The following is a 17,072-nucleotide window of genomic DNA, read 5'->3' on the forward strand; positions in this document are numbered from 1 at the left end:
CGGCGGGGTCCGGGCCGGTCAGGCCGGCCGGCCCGCGATCCCCCGGCCGACGCGGCGCACCAGGGCCGGTCCGTGCAGTGCGAAGCCGGTGTAGAGCTGCACGAGGCTGGCGCCCGCGTCGAGCAGGCGGGTGGCGTCGTCCGGGCCGAGGATGCCGCCGACGCCGATGATCGGCAGCTTGCCCTCGGTGCGCTCGTGGACGAAGCGGACGACTTCCAGCGAGCGCGCCGTGAGCGGGCGGCCGGAGAGGCCGCCGGCCTCGGTGGCGAGGTGCGCTTCGGCCGGGGCGACGCCGTCGCGGGAGAGCGTGGTGTTGGTGGCGATGAGCCCCGCGACGCCGTGGCCGAGGCACACCTCGAGCAGCTCCGCGAGCGCCTCGTCCGTGAGGTCCGGCGCGACCTTCACCAGCAGCGGCGTGTCGCCGCCCAGCTCCGCGGACGTCGTGCGCAGCTCGGCGAGCAGCTCGCCCAGCGCGGCCTTGTCCTGCAACGCGCGCAGCCCCGGGGTGTTGGGCGAGCTGACGTTGATGGCGAAGTAGTCGGCGTACGGGTGCAGCGCGCGCAGCGAGAAGCGGTAGTCGGCCACGGCCTCGTCGAGCGGGGTCACCTTGGACTTGCCGATGCTGATCCCCAGCGGCACGCGCGGCTTGCCCTGCGCGGCGAGGCGGCGGGCCAGGGCTTCGGCGCCGTCGTTGTTGAAGCCCATCCGGTTGATCACGGCGTCGCTCTCGGGGAGGCTGAACAGCCGTGGCTTCGGGTTCCCCGGCTGCGCGTGCCGCGTGACGGTGCCGACCTCGACGAACCCGAACCCCAGCGCCGGCCACGCCGCGAGCGCGCGCCCGTTCTTGTCCATGCCCGCCGCCAGCCCCACGCGGTTCGGGAACCGCAGCCCCAGCACGGTGACGGGGTCGGCGGTGCCGTAGACCCGCGCGAGCGGCCCGAGCGCCGGGCCCACACGGCTCAGCAGCCGCACGGTGCGCTCGTGCACCAGCTCGGGATCGTGGTAGGCCAGCCGGTACAGCCCGGGGCGGGCGATTTTCTCGAAGAGCACGCGCCCATGCTGCCTCATCGGCTCCGCAGCGGCGCCCGGAACCCGGGCCGCTTGTGGCGCCGGGCACCGCTCAGCCGGCGGCGCTTTCCTTCCACTCGTCTTCGAGCATGGCGTAGACCAGTTCGTCGGTCCACTCGCCCTTGACGATCTCGTTCTCCTTCAGGTGCGCTTCCTTGCGCATCCCGAGGCGTTCCATCAGGGCGCTCGACGCGCTGTTGCGGCCGTCGCAGCGCCCCACGACGCGATGCAGGCCCAGGTCCTCGAACCCGAGGCGCAGCAGCTCTGTCGTCGCCTCCAGCGCGAGGCCGCGGCCGTGGTGGTCGGGGTGGAAGACGAACCCGATCTCGCCCTGGCGGTGCTCGGCGCTGAGGTACTCGAGGTTCAGGTCGCCGATCAGCTGGCCGGTCTCGGCGAGCTCGACCGCGACGGCGAGGAATTGCCCCTCCTGGGTCAGCGTGGAGCTGTGCACGCGCTTCGCGAGCGCGGCGGCGGATTCGGCCCGGCTGCGTGGTCCCCAATAGAGGTAGCGGGCGACGTCGGCCCGGGACTGGAAGGAGTTCAGCGCGTCGAGGTCCTCGAGCGTGAACGGGCGCAGGAGCAACCGTTCCGTCGTGATCGGGTAGTCGGGCCTGAGCATGCCGTTCAGGCTAGCCACGTACGGCCGTTCGGGGTATGCGCCCGTGCCAATTGATCGGCGGAGAAGGGGGATCGATCGCCGGACGGTCGCCCAGCGGGGCCCGACGGCGAGATCTCATATATGAAGGGGTGCTCCCGGGGCGCCTCTCGGACGCCGTCAAACGTCCGAGTCCAAGCCGGACCGGTGCTCGAAAGCCCCGGGAGCCCGGTGACTGCCTGGTATTCGCTATCAGGCAAACACGCGAAGCAGGCGATGAGCCGAAGGTGGCTCAGGTTGTATCGCTGCTCAAAGTCCCTACGCGTGCCATCCGCTAGCGGACAGCCACCTCACGAGTCCTGTGAGAATACAACTTAGGACCACCTCCTCTCTCGTGTAAGACCACGCTAACCGCGAATGCCGGTGCCCGGCAACATCATTTGGGCGAACTCACGGTCGCCTGCCTGGGATGTCCGAATCCGTTCGCCCGGCGCGAACGCGGGCGGCAGACCGGGACAGCAGAGCGGGACAGCAGACATGGACAACGGGCGCGGCGGGTTCCCCACGTCGTCCGGCCGCGCGGCTCAGGTCACGGGACGCGGGCCGGGCTGGCAGCGCGGGCAGAACCACGTCGGCCGCCGGTAAACGCCTTCGCCCTGGTCGTGGACCTCGACCCGCCCGCCGCAGCGGAAACAGCCCTGGCGCGTGCGCTCGTAGACCCAGTTGCGCCGGCCGCGGGCGAGGTCGCCGGTGGTCACCTGCTCGTGGCGCCACGCGTTGGCCAGCAGCAGCTTCCGGGCCAGCGCCACGACCTTCCGGGCGTCCACTTCGGACACCGGTGTCCACGGCGACACCTTGAGCAGGAAGCAGATCTCGACCTTGTACAGATTGCCGACGCCGGCCATGAGGCGCTGGTCGAGCAACGCGTCACCCAGTTCCCGGTCCGGCTGCGCGGCCAGCGCCGCGGCGGCCTTCTGGGCGTGCTCGTCGCTCCACTGTGGATCGAGCAGGTCGGGGCCGAGGTGTGCGACGAGGTCGTGTTCCCCGGTCGTGGGCACGAGTTTGAGGTCGTGGACGCGGAAGCCGATCGCCTGCACGTCGGCGGTCGCGAGGATCACGCGTGCGTGGTGGGCCGGGGTGCGCCAGCGGCCGCCGGCGGGGTAGATGTCCCAGCTGCCGTCCATGCGCAGGTGGCTGTGGAGCGTGAGGTCGCCGGAGAAGCGCGTGAACAGGTGCTTGCCGACCGTGCCGACGCCGAGCACGGCACGGCCCGAAAGGTCCACAGTGGCCAGTGCGGGGTGGCGGAACTCCCCGCGCACCAGCGTTTTCCCGGCCAGCGCCTTGTCGAGCAGCTTGCCGGCCAGGAAGACGGTGTCGCCCTCGGGCACGGCTCAGCCCGCGGCGTCGGGCACGGTCGCCGGCGACTCGGCGGTGGTCTCGAGGGCCTCGTCCTCGTCGCCGCGCACGCGGTGGCGCCCGGCGCGGTTGGACCGCAGGATCTTCGCCAGCACCATGTTGAACGTCAGCGCGATCTCCTGGGCACCGGGGGAGTGCCACTCGTGGATCGGGCTGCACGCGCCCTGCGCCTGCTGCACCGCCAGCCGGTCGGGGATCGCCGTGGGCATCACCAGCGAGCCGAAGTTCTCGCGCAGCTCGGCGACACGGAACTGGTGCTCGTAGGAGCGCACGCGCAGCTTGTTGACCAGCACGCCGATCGGGCGCAGTCCCGGGTTGCTCTCCTCGCGGATGCGCTCGATGGCCTCCAGCGCGCGCTGGGCGCCCGCCACGGCGTACATCGTGGGCTCGGTGACGATCAGTGCGCTGTCGGCCGCCACGAGGGCCGACTTCGTCAGCCGGCCGAGTGACGGCGGGCAGTCGATGACCACGAGCTCGTACGGCTCGTCGCGCAGCGGGTTCTGGTGCAGCTCGTCGAGGGCGCGCGAGAGGTTCTCCAGGCGCCGTCCGTCGGAGTCGGGCTCGTTGAGCAGCTCCAGCTCCTCGGCGCCGACCAGCACGTCGACCTCGTCGCTCCACACGCTGGGCGCGATCGCGCGTTCGAGGACCGCCCGCGCGGGGGTCTCTAGGACATCGGCGAGCGTCGCGTCCGTGTAGGGCGGGTCGAGCGAGGTGGTGGCGTTGCCCTGCGGGTCGAGGTCGGCCACGAGTGTGCGGGTACCCCTACGCAGAGCGGCCGACGCGATACCGAGCGCGACCGTCGTTTTACCGACGCCACCCTTGAGGCTGAGAACGGCGACCGTGTGCACTCGGCACAGCCTACGGGCCGCGGGCGGGGCGGGTCGCGAGGAAGGTGCCGAACACCTCTTCCGGGCAGGCCCGGGTGACGGCGGGTGACCGGCGGGCGGGCACTACCCTGTCCGACTATGAAGACGGACACCGTGGCGGCCCGGGGTTCGGGCGCCGTTCGCCGGGCGCTCGAAGCGGAGCTGCGGGCTGCCCGCGCCCGCGGCGTGGAGCAGCCCTCCGTCGTCGACGTCGGCGGCGGCAGCGGCGGCTGGGCGGTGCCGTTCGCGTCGGCGGGCTGCCTCGTGACCGTGGTCGAGCCCAATCCCAACGCGCTGGCGACGCTGCGCCGGCGCGCCGAGGAGGAGGGCGTCTCACACCGGATCACGGTGATCGCGGACGACTCCGACGCCCTCGGCGCCCACGTCGCGGCCGGTTCGGCCGATCTCGTGCTCGCCCACGGCCTGCTCGAGGTCGTCGACGACCCGGCGGTGGCGCTCGCCGCGCTGGCCGCGGCCGTCGCACCCGGCGGGGCGCTGTCCGTGCTCGTGGCCAACCGCAACGCGGCCGTGCTGCACCGCGCGCTGGCCGGCCGGATCGCCGAGGCCCAGCGGCTGCTCGACGGAGCCGACGGCGTAATGCCCGGCGGGCGCGACACCGTGCTGCGCCGCTTCGACAGCGCCGGCCTGACCGACCTGCTGGTGGCGGCGGGTCTCGAGGTGACCTTGCTGCAGGGCGACCGCGTGATCGCCGACGTCGTGCCCGGCGAGGTACGCGAGGACGAGCTGGCGGAGTTCGAGCTGGCGGCGGCCGCGGTGCCGGCGTTGCGCGACGTGGCCGGGCGGCTGCACGCGATGGCGCGGCCCGCTCAGGTCTGAACCTGCGATCTTCGGGCGCTGAGCACGGCATTCCCGGAATTGTCGGTGGTCGCCGGTAACGTCGGTCCCCGTGGGGAGCAGAAACGCCGAACTGCCCAGCGGCATGGCCCGCTACCGCGTCACCACGGGTGCCGAGACGCTGCCGGACGACACCGGCTGCGGGATCCTGCACGTGGACATGGACGCGTTCTTCGTGTCGTGCGAGCTGAGGACGCGGCCTGAGCTGGTGGACAAGCCCGTCGTCGTGTCCGGCGGCGGGCCGCGGTCGGTGGTGGCCGCCGCCAACTACCCGGCGCGCAAGTACGGCGTGCACTCGGCGATGCCGTTCGCCACGGCGAAACGGCTGTGCCCGCACCTGATCTGCCTCACGCCCACGTCGGGGCTCTACGGCGAGGTCTCGCGGCGGGTGATGGACATCTTCCGCGAGCTCACACCGCTCGTGGAGCCGCTGAGCCTCGACGAGGCCTTCCTGGACGTGAGCGGGGCGCTGCGGCGGCTGGGGGCCACGCCCGCGCAGCTGGGCGCGCGGATCCGTTCGCGCGTTCAGGCCGAGCACGGGATCACGTGCTCGGTGGGCGTCGCGAAGGTCAAGTTCGTCGCGAAGCTGGCGTCGGGGATGGCGAAGCCCGACGGGATGGTCGTGGTGCCGGCGGCCGAGACGCTGGCGTTCCTGCACCCCTTGCCGGTCTCGGCGCTCTGGGGCGTGGGGAAGCGCACCGAGGAGCAGCTGCGGGGGCAGGCGCTGCACACGATCGCCGACGTCGCTGCCGCGCCACCCGCGCGGTTGCGGCGGTCGCTGGGCAACGCGATGGGGGAGCACCTGTGGGCGCTCGCCAACGGGCACGACGACCGCGCCGTGGTCCCCGAGGCGGCGGAGAAGTCGATCGGGGCGGAGCGGACGTTCGAGGTCGACCTGCACAGCCGCGACGAGCTGGGGCTGGAGCTGCTGCGGCTGTCCGAACGGGTCGGGGCGACCCTGCGGGCGCGCGGGCTGCGCGGGCGCACGGTGTCGATCAAGGTCCGGTTCGCCGACTTCACCACGATCACCCGGGCGCGCACGCTGTACGCGGCCACGGACGTCGCTCGCGACATCCACCGGACGGCGGTCGAGCTGCTCGCCGAGCACGCACCCACGGGGGCCGTGCGGCTGATCGGCGTGCGCGTGGAGGGGCTGGACACGGGCGAGGGTGGCGAGCAGCTCCAGTTCGCCTCCGCCGAGCCGCGCTGGCGTGACGCGGAAGTGGCCGCCGACGTGGCGAGGTCGAAGTTCGGGTCGGCCGCGGTGCGCCCCGCGTCGTTGCTGACGCCCCGGGAGACGTGACCTGTGTCGCCCATTGTGTCCTCCGCGGGGCCGCAAGCGGGCCGTCGTGACCCAGTGTCAACCCACGTCAGTCGTGATTTCCCCCAATTCGATCCCTTCTGGATGCGGGATCGGGTAGTCGGACGCGCGCGGGGCTCGTATCCTGGACAGTGCCACCCCGCCTGGGGCTGGCTGTTGGGTCCAGAACGTTGCGCGGCCCGGCGCCCGCGACAGCTGTGCCGGAGGAGGAAAGATGCCACTCTCCGAGCATGAGCAGCGGCTGCTCGATCAGATCGAGCGCGAGCTCTATGCCGAGGACCCCAAGTTCGCATCCACGGTGCGTGGCACCCGGTTGCGCCGCCCCGCCCGTCGACGGCGCATTCAAGGGATCGCGCTGTTCGTGGTGGGGGTAGCGCTCCTGGTGCTCGGCGTGGTGGTGCCCGTGCTGCGGGTCGCCGACATCCCGTTGATCAGCGTGCTGGGGTTCCTCGTGATGTTCTTCGGGGTCTTGATGGCGGTCACGTCGCTACGCCACGGCGACAGCGGCGGAGGCGGCAAAGACTCCGGCCGCGGCGGTGGTGGCGGCAAGGGATCGGGCGGCAAGAGCTCGTTCACGCAGCGCATGGAAGAACGCTTCCGCCAGCGCTTCGAGGAGCAGTAGCTCCCTTCGGCAGATCGTGGGATCCGCGCTTCACCCGGCCGGGGTGGAGCGCGGATTCTCGTGTGCGCGGGCCTGGTCGAAGCCGCACCGCGACAGGTCTCGGCTGAGGCTCGTTGGATCTTGTCCTCGCGGGTGAGTCCCCGGACCCGGCCACGCGTGCCGGACCCATCCCCGTCTGCTCACCCGAGACGAGCGCCGGCCCCGGTCGCCAGAGGGATCGGCGAGCCGGGGCCGGGAACCGCGTGGGTCAGGAGTGGCGCCGCAGGATCGACTTCGGGAAGAGGCGCCCCCGCCAGGACAGCGGGGCCGTCGTGCGCAAGCTGTGGCGGAGGCGGTCGAAGGCCGGGGCCAGGTCCGGGTCCGCCGTGGTCGCACCGCTGTACCACGTGCGCTCGACGGCGCCGATCACGGTGCGCAGGCTGTCGCGGCCGGAGTCGTCCAGGTGGTGGCGCTCGGCGATCTTCTGCCCGGCCACGCGGACGGTGTCGCTGCCGGTCAGCGGAAGGCCGCGGTCGGCGCACTCGGCCTTGAGCTCGCGCCACGCCGCGTCGGCGGATCCGGGTGCGTGGGTGACGATCGCCTGGAGCCGGCGGCGGCGGGTGAAGTCGCGGACCGCGGCCGGGCCGCCCAAGCCGACCAGGAGCAGCACGACGATCACGGCGAACCACCAAGCCACGAGGCCGGCCAGGAAACCCAGCGCCGCAACGAGGAGCACGCCGCCCGTCAGGGGCAGCCACAGGGCGACCTGGCTGGTGCGCGCGGCGGCCGGAGCCGGAGCACGGACGAGGACGTCGCCGTCCGGGACGACGCCGGGCGGGAGCCCCGGAGCCGCGGCTCCCGGAGCCGGAGGCCGCCGCCGCAGGACGTAGGCCGTGACCACCGCCGCGGCGCCCAGGACGGCGAGCACGGCGGCGAGGATCGCGAGCCAGCCGTCCTGCGATTCGGCCGTGGCGGTCGTGGTCGGGGTGGCCTCGTTCTGGCCCTTGTCGAGGGGCGACTGCGTGGTGGGGGCGTTGGAGCGCGGCGCGGTGGGCAGGTCGTCGGTGGCGTCGGGCTGCTGGGAGTTCTGGTTGTTCTGCTGGAGGTACGACGGGACGATGCCGCGGCCGTCGGCGAGCGGGGTCGGGTCGAAGCTGACCCAGCCCTTGTCACCGAAGTACGCCTCGACCCACGCGTGCGCGTCCTGCGTGCTGATCGACTGGTAGTCGCCCTTCGGCACCCCCGGCGTGAAGCCGATGGCCACGCGCGCGGGGATGTGGGCGACGCGCAGCATCACGGCCATCGCCGACGCGTACTGCTCGCAGTAGCCGCGCTTGCCGTTGAGGATGAAGTCGGCCAGAGCGTCCGCGTCCGTGGCGTCCGCGGTCTTCGTGTCGTACACGAAACCGTTCTGCGCGCTGAAGAACTGCCACAGCGCGGTGGCCTTGTCGAAGTTGTCGGTCTTGCCCGCGATGAGCTGGTTGGTCTTCGCGACGACCCGTGGGTCCACGCGGCCGATCTGCGAGTAGAACGCCGGCACCTCGTCGGACTTCGGGTCGGTCGCCCGCAGCTCGGCGGCGGTCGGTTCCTTCAGCGACGCGACCTCGGTGTACGTCGGCGCGGGCTCGCTCTTCGTGGTGAACACGGCGCCACTGACCCGGTCGTACAGCCACTGCGGCGAAAGCCCGCGCAGCGCCCGCGGCGCACCGTAGACGGGCAGCCAGTTGTCGACCCAGCGCGTGGGCTGGATCTGGATCTGCCGCGACACGCCGGTGCCGTCGTCGCCCGGCGCGGCCGGCAGCGTGCTGTTGGCGAGCACACCCGTCTGCGCCTGGCCGCCGCCGCGCAGGCCCCAGCCCTGGTTGGGCGTGTACGTGTCGAGCGTGAACGCCCGCAGGTACCGCCGGTCGTTGCCGAGACCGCGGACCTGGAACAGCTCCGTATTCTCACCCTGGTCGAGCAGGCCGCGCAGCTGCGTGAACGGCGCGACGCCGAACCCGCCGCTGCCGTCGCCGCCCGCACCCGAGCCGGCGCCGAACGGGATCTTCCCGACGGTGCCCACCCACGTGATCCCACCGCCGAGCAGACCGAGCACGATGGCGGCGCTCACCACGGCCACGGGCGCCTGCAGCGCGCGTGCGCGCCCGCCCGAACCCGGCGCCTCACGGTTGCGCCAGCGCCGGTGCCGGTGGTTGCCGTCGAGCGCGAGCAGGCACGCGAACGCGGCCGCGCCGAGCAGGAACGTCCACCACGGCAGCATTTCGTCGGACAGCGCCGCCGGCACCGCGTACACGCACAGCAGGACCAGACCCGTCGCCGCCGGCGCCGCGGCGGCCACCGCGAGCGTGTCGACGAGCACCGCGACCAGCCCGATCGCGATCGTCACCAGGCACAGGATCGGCTGCGTGCCCTCGACCGGCGGCAGCCCGGTGCGGATCTGCTCGGCCGACGCCGCGAGCGTCGCCTGCAGCTCGCTGAAGGCCATCGGCCCCGGGATGATCTTGAGGATGCCCTGCGTGGTGAACGCGCCCGTGACCAGGAACAGCAGCACCAGGAGCTGGCCGAGCCCGACGAGCACGGTCGGCGCGCGCAGCGAGCGCAACGCGAGGCCGGTCGACGCGATCAGGATGACCGCCACGAACAGGTAACCGAACCACGCCCACCCGGAGACGACGCCGGTCAGCGACGTGGCCGCGCACAACGTCGCGACGCCCGCGGCCACCGGGGGCAGGATGCCGCTCGACCACACCGGCGGCGGGGCGGCCGGCTGCGGGGTCGGCGTGTGCGGGATCGGCGGGGGAACGTGGGAAACGGGCGGAGGGGGTGCCGTCGTGGTCATCGCGTACCGCCGATCAGGGCGGCGCGGTGGGCACCCGTGCGGCACAGCTCGGCCCACGCCTGCGGCATCGGCGTCTGCGGGCCGGCGATCACGACGCCCCAGCCGTTCGCGCGCAGCAGTTCGGCGGCGTCCTTCGTGGCCGCGGCCTGGTGGTCGGACGAGCCCGACCCCGCCCAGCCCGGCGTGTCCAGCAGGACCGCGAGGCTGCGGACACCGCGCGGGCGGTAGCGGGCCAGCTCGTGCACCGACTCCGCGCTGACCGTGCCGAGCACCGCGATGAGCTCCTGTCCTTCGGCCGGGTCGTGGCCCAGCGTCACGTCGCGCTGGTGCGCGGGCTGCAGCCCGGCCAGCGCGTCGAGCACCACGTTGTCGTAACCGTCGCCGCCTTCACCCGGGGTGTCGGCGAGCGTGATGCCGTGCTCGGTGACCAGGCGGACGCGGTGGCCGGAGCGGCGCAGGTGCAGTGCGACCGAGGCCGCGAACGACACCGCCCACTCGAGACTGGCCGCGGGGCCCGTGCCGTGGTGGGCGGCGGCGCGGTGGTCGACCAGCACGGTCGTGCCGCCCCGCCACGGCCGTTCCTCCACGCGCACCATGACCTCGTCGCGGCGGGCGGTGGAGCGCCAGTGGACCTTCCGCATGTCGTCGCCGGTGCGGTAGTGGCGCACGATCACGTCGGGCTCACCCTGGCCGGCGTGCAGGCGCACGGTGCCGTCGTCGCCCGCACCGACCCCGGCGCCGCCCGGCAGCCCCCACAGGGCGACGACGCGCGGCACGACCACGAGCCGCGAGTGCCCGATCAGCTCGCGTTCGAACTCGCACAGCCCGAACGGGTCGGTGATCGTCGCGCGCAGCGGCCCCACCTGCTGGATCCCGCGCAGCAGCGGCTGCAGCGGGTAGCGCAGCAGCACCCGGCGGTCGTGCGGCAGCCGCTCGACCACGAACCGCGGCTTCGAGCCCAGCGCGTACGGCACGCCGTCCTCGAGCAGCACCTCGCCGCCCGGGAGCCGGCCGCTGCGCCACAGCTCGAGGTGCACCTCGCCGCTCGCGCCGACGGCCACGCGCTCCGGCCGCAGCGCCCGCGCGGCGCCGAGGCGGAGCCGGGTCGCCGAGATGAACGCCGCGACCAGCAGCGGCAGCGCTACCACGAAGACGGCGACGCGCAGCAGGTCGCGCTCGTTGAGCACCAGCGAGCACACGGCCGCGGCGATCCCCGCGGCCAGGAGGCAGCGGCCGCGGGTGGTCAGGCCGGACAGTGCACGCAGCATGCGGTTCTCGGATTCGGGTAAGGGGATCGCCGGTCAGCGGGTGCCGGTGGAGCCCTGGGGGACGGGGACGCGGTGCAGCACAGCGCGGACCACGTCGGTCGCCGAGCGGCGGGCGGCGTGCGCCTCGGTGGTGAGCACGAGCCGGTGCGCCAGCACCGGCACGGCGACCGTGTGCAGGTCGTCCGGCACCACGTACTCACGGCCCGACAGCGCCGCCTGCGCCCGCGCGGCGCGGACCAGGTGCAGCGTCGCGCGCGGCGAGGCGCCCAGCCGGATCTCCGGCACCTGCCGGGTCGCGGAGACCAGGTCCACGGCGTAGCGGCGGACCTCGGGCGCCATGTGCACCGCGCGCACGGTCTCGATCAGTCGCTGCACGGTCGCGCCGTCGGACACCGCCGACAGCTCGGCCAGCGGGTTGTGGCCCGCGTGCTCGTCGACCATGGCCAGCTCGGCCTGCTGGTCGGGGTAGCCGATCGACACCCGCGCGGTGAAGCGGTCGCGCTGGGCCTCGGGCAGGGCGTAGGTGCCCTCCATCTCGATCGGGTTCTGCGTGGCGATCACCATGAACGGCGCGCCGAGCAGGTACGTGCTGGTGTCGACCGTGACCTGGTGCTCTTCCATGCACTCCAGCAGCGCCGACTGCGTCTTGGGCGAGGCGCGGTTGATCTCGTCGCCCACCACGATGTTCGCGAACACCGGTCCGGGCCGGAACTCGAACTCGCCGGTCTGGCGGTTGTAGATCGACACGCCCGTGACGTCGCTGGGCAGCAGGTCGGGGGTGAACTGCACGCGGCTCACGGTGCAGTCGATCGACCGGGCGAGCGCCTTGGCCAGCGAGGTCTTGCCGACGCCCGGCACGTCCTCCACGAGAAGGTGACCCTCGGCGAGGAGGGTCACCAGCGCGATCCGGATGACGTCGGGTTTGCCGACCAGCACGCGTTCGACGTTGGCGGCGATCCGGCGGGCCGTGTCGTGCAGCTCGTCGAGGGACACTCTCGGGGCGTACCCGTTGCCTCGCCCGTTCGGGGCATCCGCCGAGGGGTAGGGCGGCTGCCCGGCCCCGCCGCCCTGCGGTCCGGCAGGGGTGGCGGACTGGATTCTCGACGTCACTCGTCCTCCTGGTGGCGCATGCCTGTGCGGCTTTCACCGGCTCCGCCGGATCGCTCGCTGTCCGCGCAGCGATCAGCGTTCCATCCAGTGTGTCAAACTCGGGCGAACTCGGCGCCGGAACCCCGCGAACGGCTGCCGATGACTCTCCGGTAATGCCGTCGGTCCACCGTTCGGGTGTACGGAGCCGCGTTTTCGGGTGCTCCCGCTGACGGACCGCTCTCACGTATGCTCCGAAACCGAGTTCGCTCGACTACGGAGAGGCGTAACCGCTCATGAGCGAGGTGGGGGCCGCACCGCTGCCCGACGTGCCGGGCCTGACGAGCCCGGTGTCCGGCTCCGGCCGGTTCGCGGTGGCGCCGGAGCTGGCGACGGCCACCTACACGAAGCTCGGCGAACTTCAGGACGTGGTGGGCGAGATGGTCCGCGAGGCCAACGTCCTCGGCCGTTCGGTGCCGCTGGGCAGCGGTTACGCCGGCGAGGTCGGCGCGTTCATGGCGCAGTACGGCTTCGGCCGCGAGGGGTCGGCTCTCGCGCAGCTGACCGCGTTCGGCAGGCAGATCGAAGAACTCAAGGAACGCATCGAGAGCGCGTTGAAAAAGTACCGGCGCGAGGACGACGCGGCGGCCGACGGCGTGGACTGCGCCGGTGGCTGAGCCCGTGCGCAAGCTCCTGCTGCTCGTGCCGGTCGTCCCGGCTCTCGTCGTGCTCGCCGCGTGCGGGCGCCCGGTGACCCCGAAGGCGGTCGCGGCCGACGGCGGCCCGGCACCCGCGCCGTCGAGCGCGGCCCGGCCGGCGCTGGCCGACCTGGACCCGTGCGCGCTGCTCTCGCCGAGCGACCGGTCGAGCGCAGGGCTCACCGAGCTGGGCAAGCCGAAGACGATCGGCGAGGCGCGCGCGTGCGACTGGACCGTGCCCTCGACGTTCGGTGTCACGGTCACGCTCGACGAGACTGTCGGGCTCGCCAACCTCGACGTCTCCCACGGCACCCGCACCAAGAAGAAGGTCGGTGCGCACCAGGCGCTGCAGGTGGCGGACAAGAAGGCCGCCGCCGGCACGTGCGCCGTGCTCCTCGGCGTCGGCGATTCCGCGAGCGTGCAGGTGGACGTGAGCAACGCGAGCTTCTCCGACACCACGCTGGCGTGCTCCCGCGCGACGACCGTCGCCGGGCTGGTCGAGCCGAAGCTGCCCTGAGCTTTCCCGATCCCGTCAACCGGAAGGTGTGCCGTGTCCGCAGCCGTGCCCGAGCCGACGGCCCGTTACGAGTCCTTCAGCCACGAAGCGCTGGCCGCGCAGGTCGAGCAGGACAACGACCCCGTCGCCGCCGGCCAGGCGGGGGCGCGCTGGACCGAGCTGGCGCGCAGGTTCGAGGACTCGACCGCGTCGCTCGCCGCGCTGTCGGCGGCCAGCCACGAGACGTGGGAAGGCGCGGCGGGCGACGCGATGCGCGCGGTGCTGGCCCGAGCGGCCGGCTGGCTCGGGGAGTCGGCTGCCGTGTCCACTGTGGTCGGTGACGCCGTGGCGGGGCAGGCCGACGTCGCGGCGCGGGCGCGGGCCGAGATGCCGCCGCCGGTCGAGTTCGACCCGGCCGCGATGATCCGCTCGGCCGCCGCGAGCGGCAACGTTCTGGAACTCGCCGGGCTGTCCTTCGCGATGGATGCCCGCCGCGCGGAAGCCGAAGCGGCGCGGCAGAAGGCGATCGACGTCGTGCGCACCCGCGACACGGCGTTGCACGGGCTGGTGCCGGGCGTCGCGTTCCCGGACACCCCGGCCCTCGGCTCGGGGCCGGCTTGATCCGGCTCTCCGCGTCGGCCTTCGACGTGGTGTGGCACGACCTCGGGCTCGGCCACGTGCCGGTGCCCCTGGCGGTGCCCGGCGTCGGCGCGACGGAGGCCGAACGCGCGGCCGTGCGCGCCGAGGTCTACCGCGGCTTGGCCGATCGCGGCCTCTTCGACGGGCGGCTCGCGCCCGAGCTGGAGAACCGGCTGCGGCTGCTGGACAGCGGTTCGCGCTACGTCGCGTGCGAAGCCCTGGTGGACATGACGGCCGACACGCCGTTCCGCGGTGTCACCGCTGTGCGCGGACGCAACGGGGTGCTGGCGGTGCAGCCGGAACGGACGGTGGGGCTCAGCGGGATCCGCGAGGGAGAGCTCGTCTCGGCGCTCGTCGAGGTGCTGCCGGAGCTGTCGGCCGGGCCCGGGTTCGGCGTGAGCCTGCCGGCTTCGGGGTGGGACTCGACGTCGGCCGCGACCTCGGCTTCGACGGCGCGCCAGGCCGAGGAGGTCGCCGCGATCCAGGCGCGGCCGGTGTTCGCGGCGGGGCAGTTCGGCGTCTACACCCGCACCGGCGGCGGGCGGATCGAGCGCCGCGGCGGGCTGACCTGGTTCGACACCGACGTGGGCGCGTACTCCGCCGGTGTGTCGAGGGGGCGGGGCGGGCAGGACTGGGTGAACGTCGCCCCGGTCGACGGGCCGCGGCTGATCGAGCGGGTCCTGGCGCTGTTCGGCTGAGCCGCCCGCGGCTCACGCGAGGTCGAGCAGGCCGGTCGGGCTCACGTCGAGTTCGTGGAGCACCAGGCGGCTGCGCAGCTCGCGCACGCCGTGGTCGCGCTTGAGGCGGTCGACGACCGTCTCGAACTCCGCGGGGTCCAGGCAGGCGAGGCGGAGCTGGTAGTCGTACTCACCGGTCATGCGGGCGCCCGACACGACCTGCGGGACGCGGTGCAGCTCGCGTTCGAAGCGGGTGCGGTCGACGTCCTCGCGCAGGCGCACGTCGCTGACCATCGTCAGGCCGCGGCCCAGAGCTGCGGGGTCCAGGTCGGCCCGGAAGCCGCGGATGACGCCGGCGGCGCGGAGCCGGCGCACCCGGTCCGCGACGGTGTTGGCGGACAGGCGCACCTGGGCGCTGAGCTCGTTGTAGGTGCGGCGGGCGTCCTCTTCGAGGAGCCGGATGAGCGAGCGGTCGATGGCGTCCACGGGGCTGAGTGTGCAGAACTCGGCGTGCTCGGGCAAGTGCCGAGGAAAGCTCGGAGGTACCGCGGCAAGGGCCGTGATTTCCGAGCCATCTTCGGCAGACTTCCTGGAAACGTTCAGGACATGGAAGTCCTGCTGCCGCCCCTGCTGCCCGTGATCAGCGTCCTGCTCGTGACCGTCGTCCAGCGCCGCTACGGGCCGCGGCTCGGCGGGCGGCTCGCGGGCTTCCCGACCACCACCTTCCCGTTCCTCCTCGTCCTCCTGGCGCGTGCCGGCGCCGGCGCCGTGGCCGACGCGGCGCGCGGGATGATCGCCGGCCAGCTCGTGGTGGCGGCCTTCTGCCTCGGCTACGGCCGGGTCGCCCGCCGGGCGCGGCGTCCGGCCGTCGCGGCCACCGTGGCGCTCGCCGTCGCCGCCGCGGCGTTGTCGCTGGTGGCCGAGGTGCGGTCGCCGTGGCTCGCGGCGGCGGTGACCGGCGCGGTCGTCCTCGCCGGGCTGGTGACCTGGCCGCCGGTGCCCCGGATCGACACCACCACACCGCCCCCGCACTGGGAGGTGCCCGTGCGCGTCGGCGCCGCAGCGGCGGTCGTGACGGCGCTGGCCGTCCTGTCGAGCCTGCTGGGCCCGCACCTGGCCGGCGTGCTCGCCTGCACGCCGGTCGTGCTGGCGATCCTCACCCCGACCACCCATCGCGGGTCCGGCTTCGCCGCCGCGGAGACCCTGGTGCGCTCCGCCTTGCGCTCGCTGCCCGGCACGTGTGTGTTCGCCGTGGTCACGGCGTGGTGCGTCGTGCCGCTCGGGCCCGTGGCGGCGTTCGGCCTGGCGGGCGCCGGGCTGTTCGCGGCCGACCAGCTCGTCGGCCGGATGCCGGCAGCACGGCGGCCCGTCGGTGCCGGTCAAGCCCGCTGACCGCAATTCGCGGCGTGATTCTTCACGTCGCGGCGGACGGAATGCCTGGCCGCACACTGGGGTTGTCGCCACTAAGAACAGAGTGGGAGGAGGCGGGCGTGACGAGCCTCGAGATGGCGGACACGGCGTCCGGAGCGGTCGAGCACCGCCCGCGGGCACGCCGCCGCCTGCCCTGGCGGCCCGTGCTCCACTGGACCGTGGTGGTCGCCGCCCTCGGGTACCTCGTGTGGCGCGTGCCGGAGCTGGCCACGGAGTTCTCGCAGCTCGACCACGTGCAGTGGGGCTGGGTCGCAGGGGCCGGGCTCGCCGGGCTCACGGCGCTGGCCGTCTACGGCGAGCTGCACCGCCAGCTGCTGATGGTCGGGGGAGCGCGCGTGCCGGCCTCGGCCGTGCAGGGCATCACCTTCGCGCAGAACGCAGTCTCCACCACGGTCCCCGTGGTCGGCGGAGCCGGCTCGATCGCCTACGCGATCAACCAGCTGCGCCGCCGCGGCGTCGACAGCGCGCTGTCGGCCTGGGCTGTCCTGCTCGCCGGGGTGATCACCACCGTGCTGCTCATCGTCCTCGGCTTTCTCGGCCTCGCCTGGGCCGGCCGGGTACCGCTGCGCCTGGCCGTGCCGGCGGCCATCGTGGTCGCGGTGGGCTCCGCGGGCGTGTGGGCGCTGCTGACGCACCCGGCGGTCCTGCGCCGCGGGCTCACCTCGCTGTTGCGGGTCTTCGGCCGTACCCCGGGCACCTGCACCACCTGCCGCAAGACCTGGCTCGAGAAGGCCGACGCCGCCGCGCTCCAGCTGTCGGAGCGCGTCGCGCGCTTGCGCCCGGGCGGCGCCCGCTGGAGCGCCCTGCTGGTCCTCGCGCTCGCCAGCTGGGGCTTCGACTTCTTCGCCCTCATCGCCAGCGCCGAAGGCACCGGCACGCACATCCGCTGGGACGTCCTCGCCGTGGGCTTCCTGGTCGTCCAGGCCAGCATCGCCCTCCAGATCCTCCCCGGCGGCGCCGGCCTCGCCGAAGCCGGCCTGCTCGGCGTGCTGGTGGCCGCGGGCGTCCCCGCCGCACCGGCCGCCGCCACCGTGCTGATCTACCGCGCGATCAGCTGGGCGGGCCTCTCGCTCGTCGGCTGGGTCGTCTACGCCCTCCAGCCCCACGCAACGCCGGCCCACGGCCACGAGCCCACCGCGGCTGCCGCTCTGCCGCAGGGTTGATCGGCCGGCGCGTCTGCGCTGGGCGGCTGGTGTTTTTTGTGGCCGGGCGCTCA

The 17,072-nt window shown here is 73.4% G+C and carries 17 protein-coding genes; 9 read left to right on the forward strand and 8 right to left on the reverse strand.

The genetic code is table 11. From position 1 onward, the window contains the following. Positions 1–18 precede the first annotated feature (18 nt). The 4 genes from AB0K15_RS20140 to AB0K15_RS20155 form a co-directional block, all read right to left on the reverse strand. Positions 19–1,050 (reverse strand): quinone-dependent dihydroorotate dehydrogenase, encoded by a 1,032-nt coding sequence (locus AB0K15_RS20140; RefSeq protein WP_364052257.1) that lies wholly within the window; start codon positions 1,048–1,050, stop codon positions 19–21. 70 nt (positions 1,051–1,120) lie between these two features. After that, the gene (locus AB0K15_RS20145; protein WP_364052260.1) at positions 1,121–1,687 is read right to left on the reverse strand and encodes a GNAT family protein; all 567 of its coding nucleotides are present in this window, start codon (positions 1,685–1,687) and stop codon (positions 1,121–1,123) included. Positions 1,688–2,247: 560 nt separating this feature from the next. Next, positions 2,248–3,051, reverse strand: a complete 804-nt coding sequence (locus tag AB0K15_RS20150) for a DNA-formamidopyrimidine glycosylase family protein (RefSeq protein WP_364052263.1) — start codon at positions 3,049–3,051, stop codon at positions 2,248–2,250. Between the two features lie 3 nt (positions 3,052–3,054). Continuing rightward, complete coding sequence (locus tag AB0K15_RS20155) at positions 3,055–3,927, reverse strand: ParA family protein (protein WP_364052266.1); 873 nt, start codon at positions 3,925–3,927, stop codon at positions 3,055–3,057. A 117-nt stretch (positions 3,928–4,044) separates the two neighbouring features. Between AB0K15_RS20155 and AB0K15_RS20160 the strand changes: the two genes are divergently transcribed. The 3 genes from AB0K15_RS20160 (at position 4,045) to AB0K15_RS20170 (ending at position 6,743) form a co-directional block, all read left to right on the forward strand. Beyond that, a complete protein-coding gene (locus AB0K15_RS20160) occupies positions 4,045–4,782 on the forward strand; it encodes a methyltransferase domain-containing protein (protein ID WP_364052269.1) in 738 nt (245 codons plus the stop codon). A 103-nt stretch (positions 4,783–4,885) separates the two neighbouring features. Next, positions 4,886–6,103, forward strand: a complete 1,218-nt coding sequence (locus tag AB0K15_RS20165) for a DNA polymerase IV (protein ID WP_364052920.1) — start codon at positions 4,886–4,888, stop codon at positions 6,101–6,103. A 232-nt stretch (positions 6,104–6,335) separates the two neighbouring features. Then, positions 6,336–6,743: a DUF3040 domain-containing protein gene (locus AB0K15_RS20170; RefSeq protein WP_364052272.1), complete on the forward strand. Its 408-nt coding sequence runs from the start codon at positions 6,336–6,338 to the stop codon at positions 6,741–6,743. A gap of 247 nt (positions 6,744–6,990) precedes the next feature. Here the strand turns inward: AB0K15_RS20170 and AB0K15_RS20175 are convergent, their stop codons facing one another. From AB0K15_RS20175 to AB0K15_RS20185, 3 genes are read right to left on the reverse strand one after another with little or no spacing between them, the layout of a single operon-like run. Continuing rightward, positions 6,991–9,561: a DUF3488 and transglutaminase-like domain-containing protein gene (locus AB0K15_RS20175; RefSeq protein ID WP_364052275.1), complete on the reverse strand. Its 2,571-nt coding sequence runs from the start codon at positions 9,559–9,561 to the stop codon at positions 6,991–6,993. Further along, positions 9,558–10,829, reverse strand: a complete 1,272-nt coding sequence (locus AB0K15_RS20180) for a DUF58 domain-containing protein (RefSeq protein WP_364052278.1) — start codon at positions 10,827–10,829, stop codon at positions 9,558–9,560. Before AB0K15_RS20180 ends, AB0K15_RS20175 begins: the two co-directional genes overlap by 4 nt. A gap of 33 nt (positions 10,830–10,862) precedes the next feature. Further along, positions 10,863–11,822, reverse strand: coding sequence for a MoxR family ATPase (locus AB0K15_RS20185; protein WP_255638198.1), 960 nt, complete (start codon positions 11,820–11,822; stop codon positions 10,863–10,865). Positions 11,823–12,211: 389 nt separating this feature from the next. Between AB0K15_RS20185 and AB0K15_RS20190 the strand changes: the two genes are divergently transcribed. From AB0K15_RS20190 to AB0K15_RS20205, 4 genes are read left to right on the forward strand one after another with little or no spacing between them, the layout of a single operon-like run. After that, entirely contained in the window at positions 12,212–12,592 is a 381-nt protein-coding gene (locus AB0K15_RS20190; protein ID WP_364052281.1) for a hypothetical protein, read from the forward strand. Then, on the forward strand, positions 12,585–13,130 hold the full coding sequence (locus tag AB0K15_RS20195) for a DUF3558 family protein (RefSeq protein WP_364052284.1): 546 nt from the start codon (positions 12,585–12,587) through the stop codon (positions 13,128–13,130). Before AB0K15_RS20190 ends, AB0K15_RS20195 begins: the two co-directional genes overlap by 8 nt. A 33-nt stretch (positions 13,131–13,163) precedes the next feature. After that, on the forward strand, positions 13,164–13,730 hold the full coding sequence (locus AB0K15_RS20200; RefSeq protein ID WP_364052287.1) for a PPE domain-containing protein: 567 nt from the start codon (positions 13,164–13,166) through the stop codon (positions 13,728–13,730). After that, the gene (locus AB0K15_RS20205) at positions 13,727–14,446 is read left to right on the forward strand and encodes an ESX secretion-associated protein EspG (RefSeq protein ID WP_364052290.1); all 720 of its coding nucleotides are present in this window, start codon (positions 13,727–13,729) and stop codon (positions 14,444–14,446) included. The genes AB0K15_RS20200 and AB0K15_RS20205 overlap by 4 nt, the downstream gene beginning before the upstream one ends. 12 nt (positions 14,447–14,458) lie before the next feature. Here AB0K15_RS20205 and AB0K15_RS20210 read toward each other — a convergent pair whose 3' ends face one another. Then, positions 14,459–14,911, reverse strand: coding sequence for an Lrp/AsnC family transcriptional regulator (locus tag AB0K15_RS20210; RefSeq protein ID WP_364052293.1), 453 nt, complete (start codon positions 14,909–14,911; stop codon positions 14,459–14,461). A gap of 120 nt (positions 14,912–15,031) precedes the next feature. Here AB0K15_RS20210 and AB0K15_RS20215 point away from each other — a divergent pair, with 120 nt between their 5' ends. Next, positions 15,032–15,817: a hypothetical protein gene (locus AB0K15_RS20215; RefSeq protein WP_364052296.1), complete on the forward strand. Its 786-nt coding sequence runs from the start codon at positions 15,032–15,034 to the stop codon at positions 15,815–15,817. A gap of 98 nt (positions 15,818–15,915) precedes the next feature. After that, positions 15,916–17,019 carry a lysylphosphatidylglycerol synthase transmembrane domain-containing protein gene (locus tag AB0K15_RS20220; protein ID WP_364052299.1) on the forward strand — a complete coding sequence of 368 codons (1,104 nt, stop codon included), beginning with the start codon at positions 15,916–15,918 and terminating at the stop codon, positions 17,017–17,019. Positions 17,020–17,072 lie beyond the last annotated feature (53 nt).

The organism is Amycolatopsis sp. NPDC049253, assembly GCF_040678995.1.
Lineage (GTDB): Bacteria > Actinomycetota > Actinomycetes > Mycobacteriales > Pseudonocardiaceae > Amycolatopsis.

What these genes read in the sequence shown, in the direction of transcription:
- AB0K15_RS20165 (WP_364052920.1), top strand. Translation starts at nt 4,886, where the DNA reads ATGGCCCGCTACCGCGTCACCACGGGTGCCGAGACGCTGCCGGACGAC.
- AB0K15_RS20215 (WP_364052296.1), top strand. Translation starts at nt 15,032, where the DNA reads ATGGAAGTCCTGCTGCCGCCCCTGCTGCCCGTGATCAGCGTCCTGCTC.
- AB0K15_RS20170 (WP_364052272.1), top strand. Translation starts at nt 6,336, where the DNA reads ATGCCACTCTCCGAGCATGAGCAGCGGCTGCTCGATCAGATCGAGCGC.
- AB0K15_RS20175 (WP_364052275.1), bottom strand. Translation starts at nt 9,561, where the DNA reads ATGACCACGACGGCACCCCCTCCGCCCGTTTCCCACGTTCCCCCGCCG.
- AB0K15_RS20180 (WP_364052278.1), bottom strand. Translation starts at nt 10,829, where the DNA reads ATGCTGCGTGCACTGTCCGGCCTGACCACCCGCGGCCGCTGCCTCCTG.
- AB0K15_RS20190 (WP_364052281.1), top strand. Translation starts at nt 12,212, where the DNA reads ATGAGCGAGGTGGGGGCCGCACCGCTGCCCGACGTGCCGGGCCTGACG.
- AB0K15_RS20160 (WP_364052269.1), top strand. Translation starts at nt 4,045, where the DNA reads ATGAAGACGGACACCGTGGCGGCCCGGGGTTCGGGCGCCGTTCGCCGG.
- AB0K15_RS20145 (WP_364052260.1), bottom strand. Translation starts at nt 1,687, where the DNA reads ATGCTCAGGCCCGACTACCCGATCACGACGGAACGGTTGCTCCTGCGC.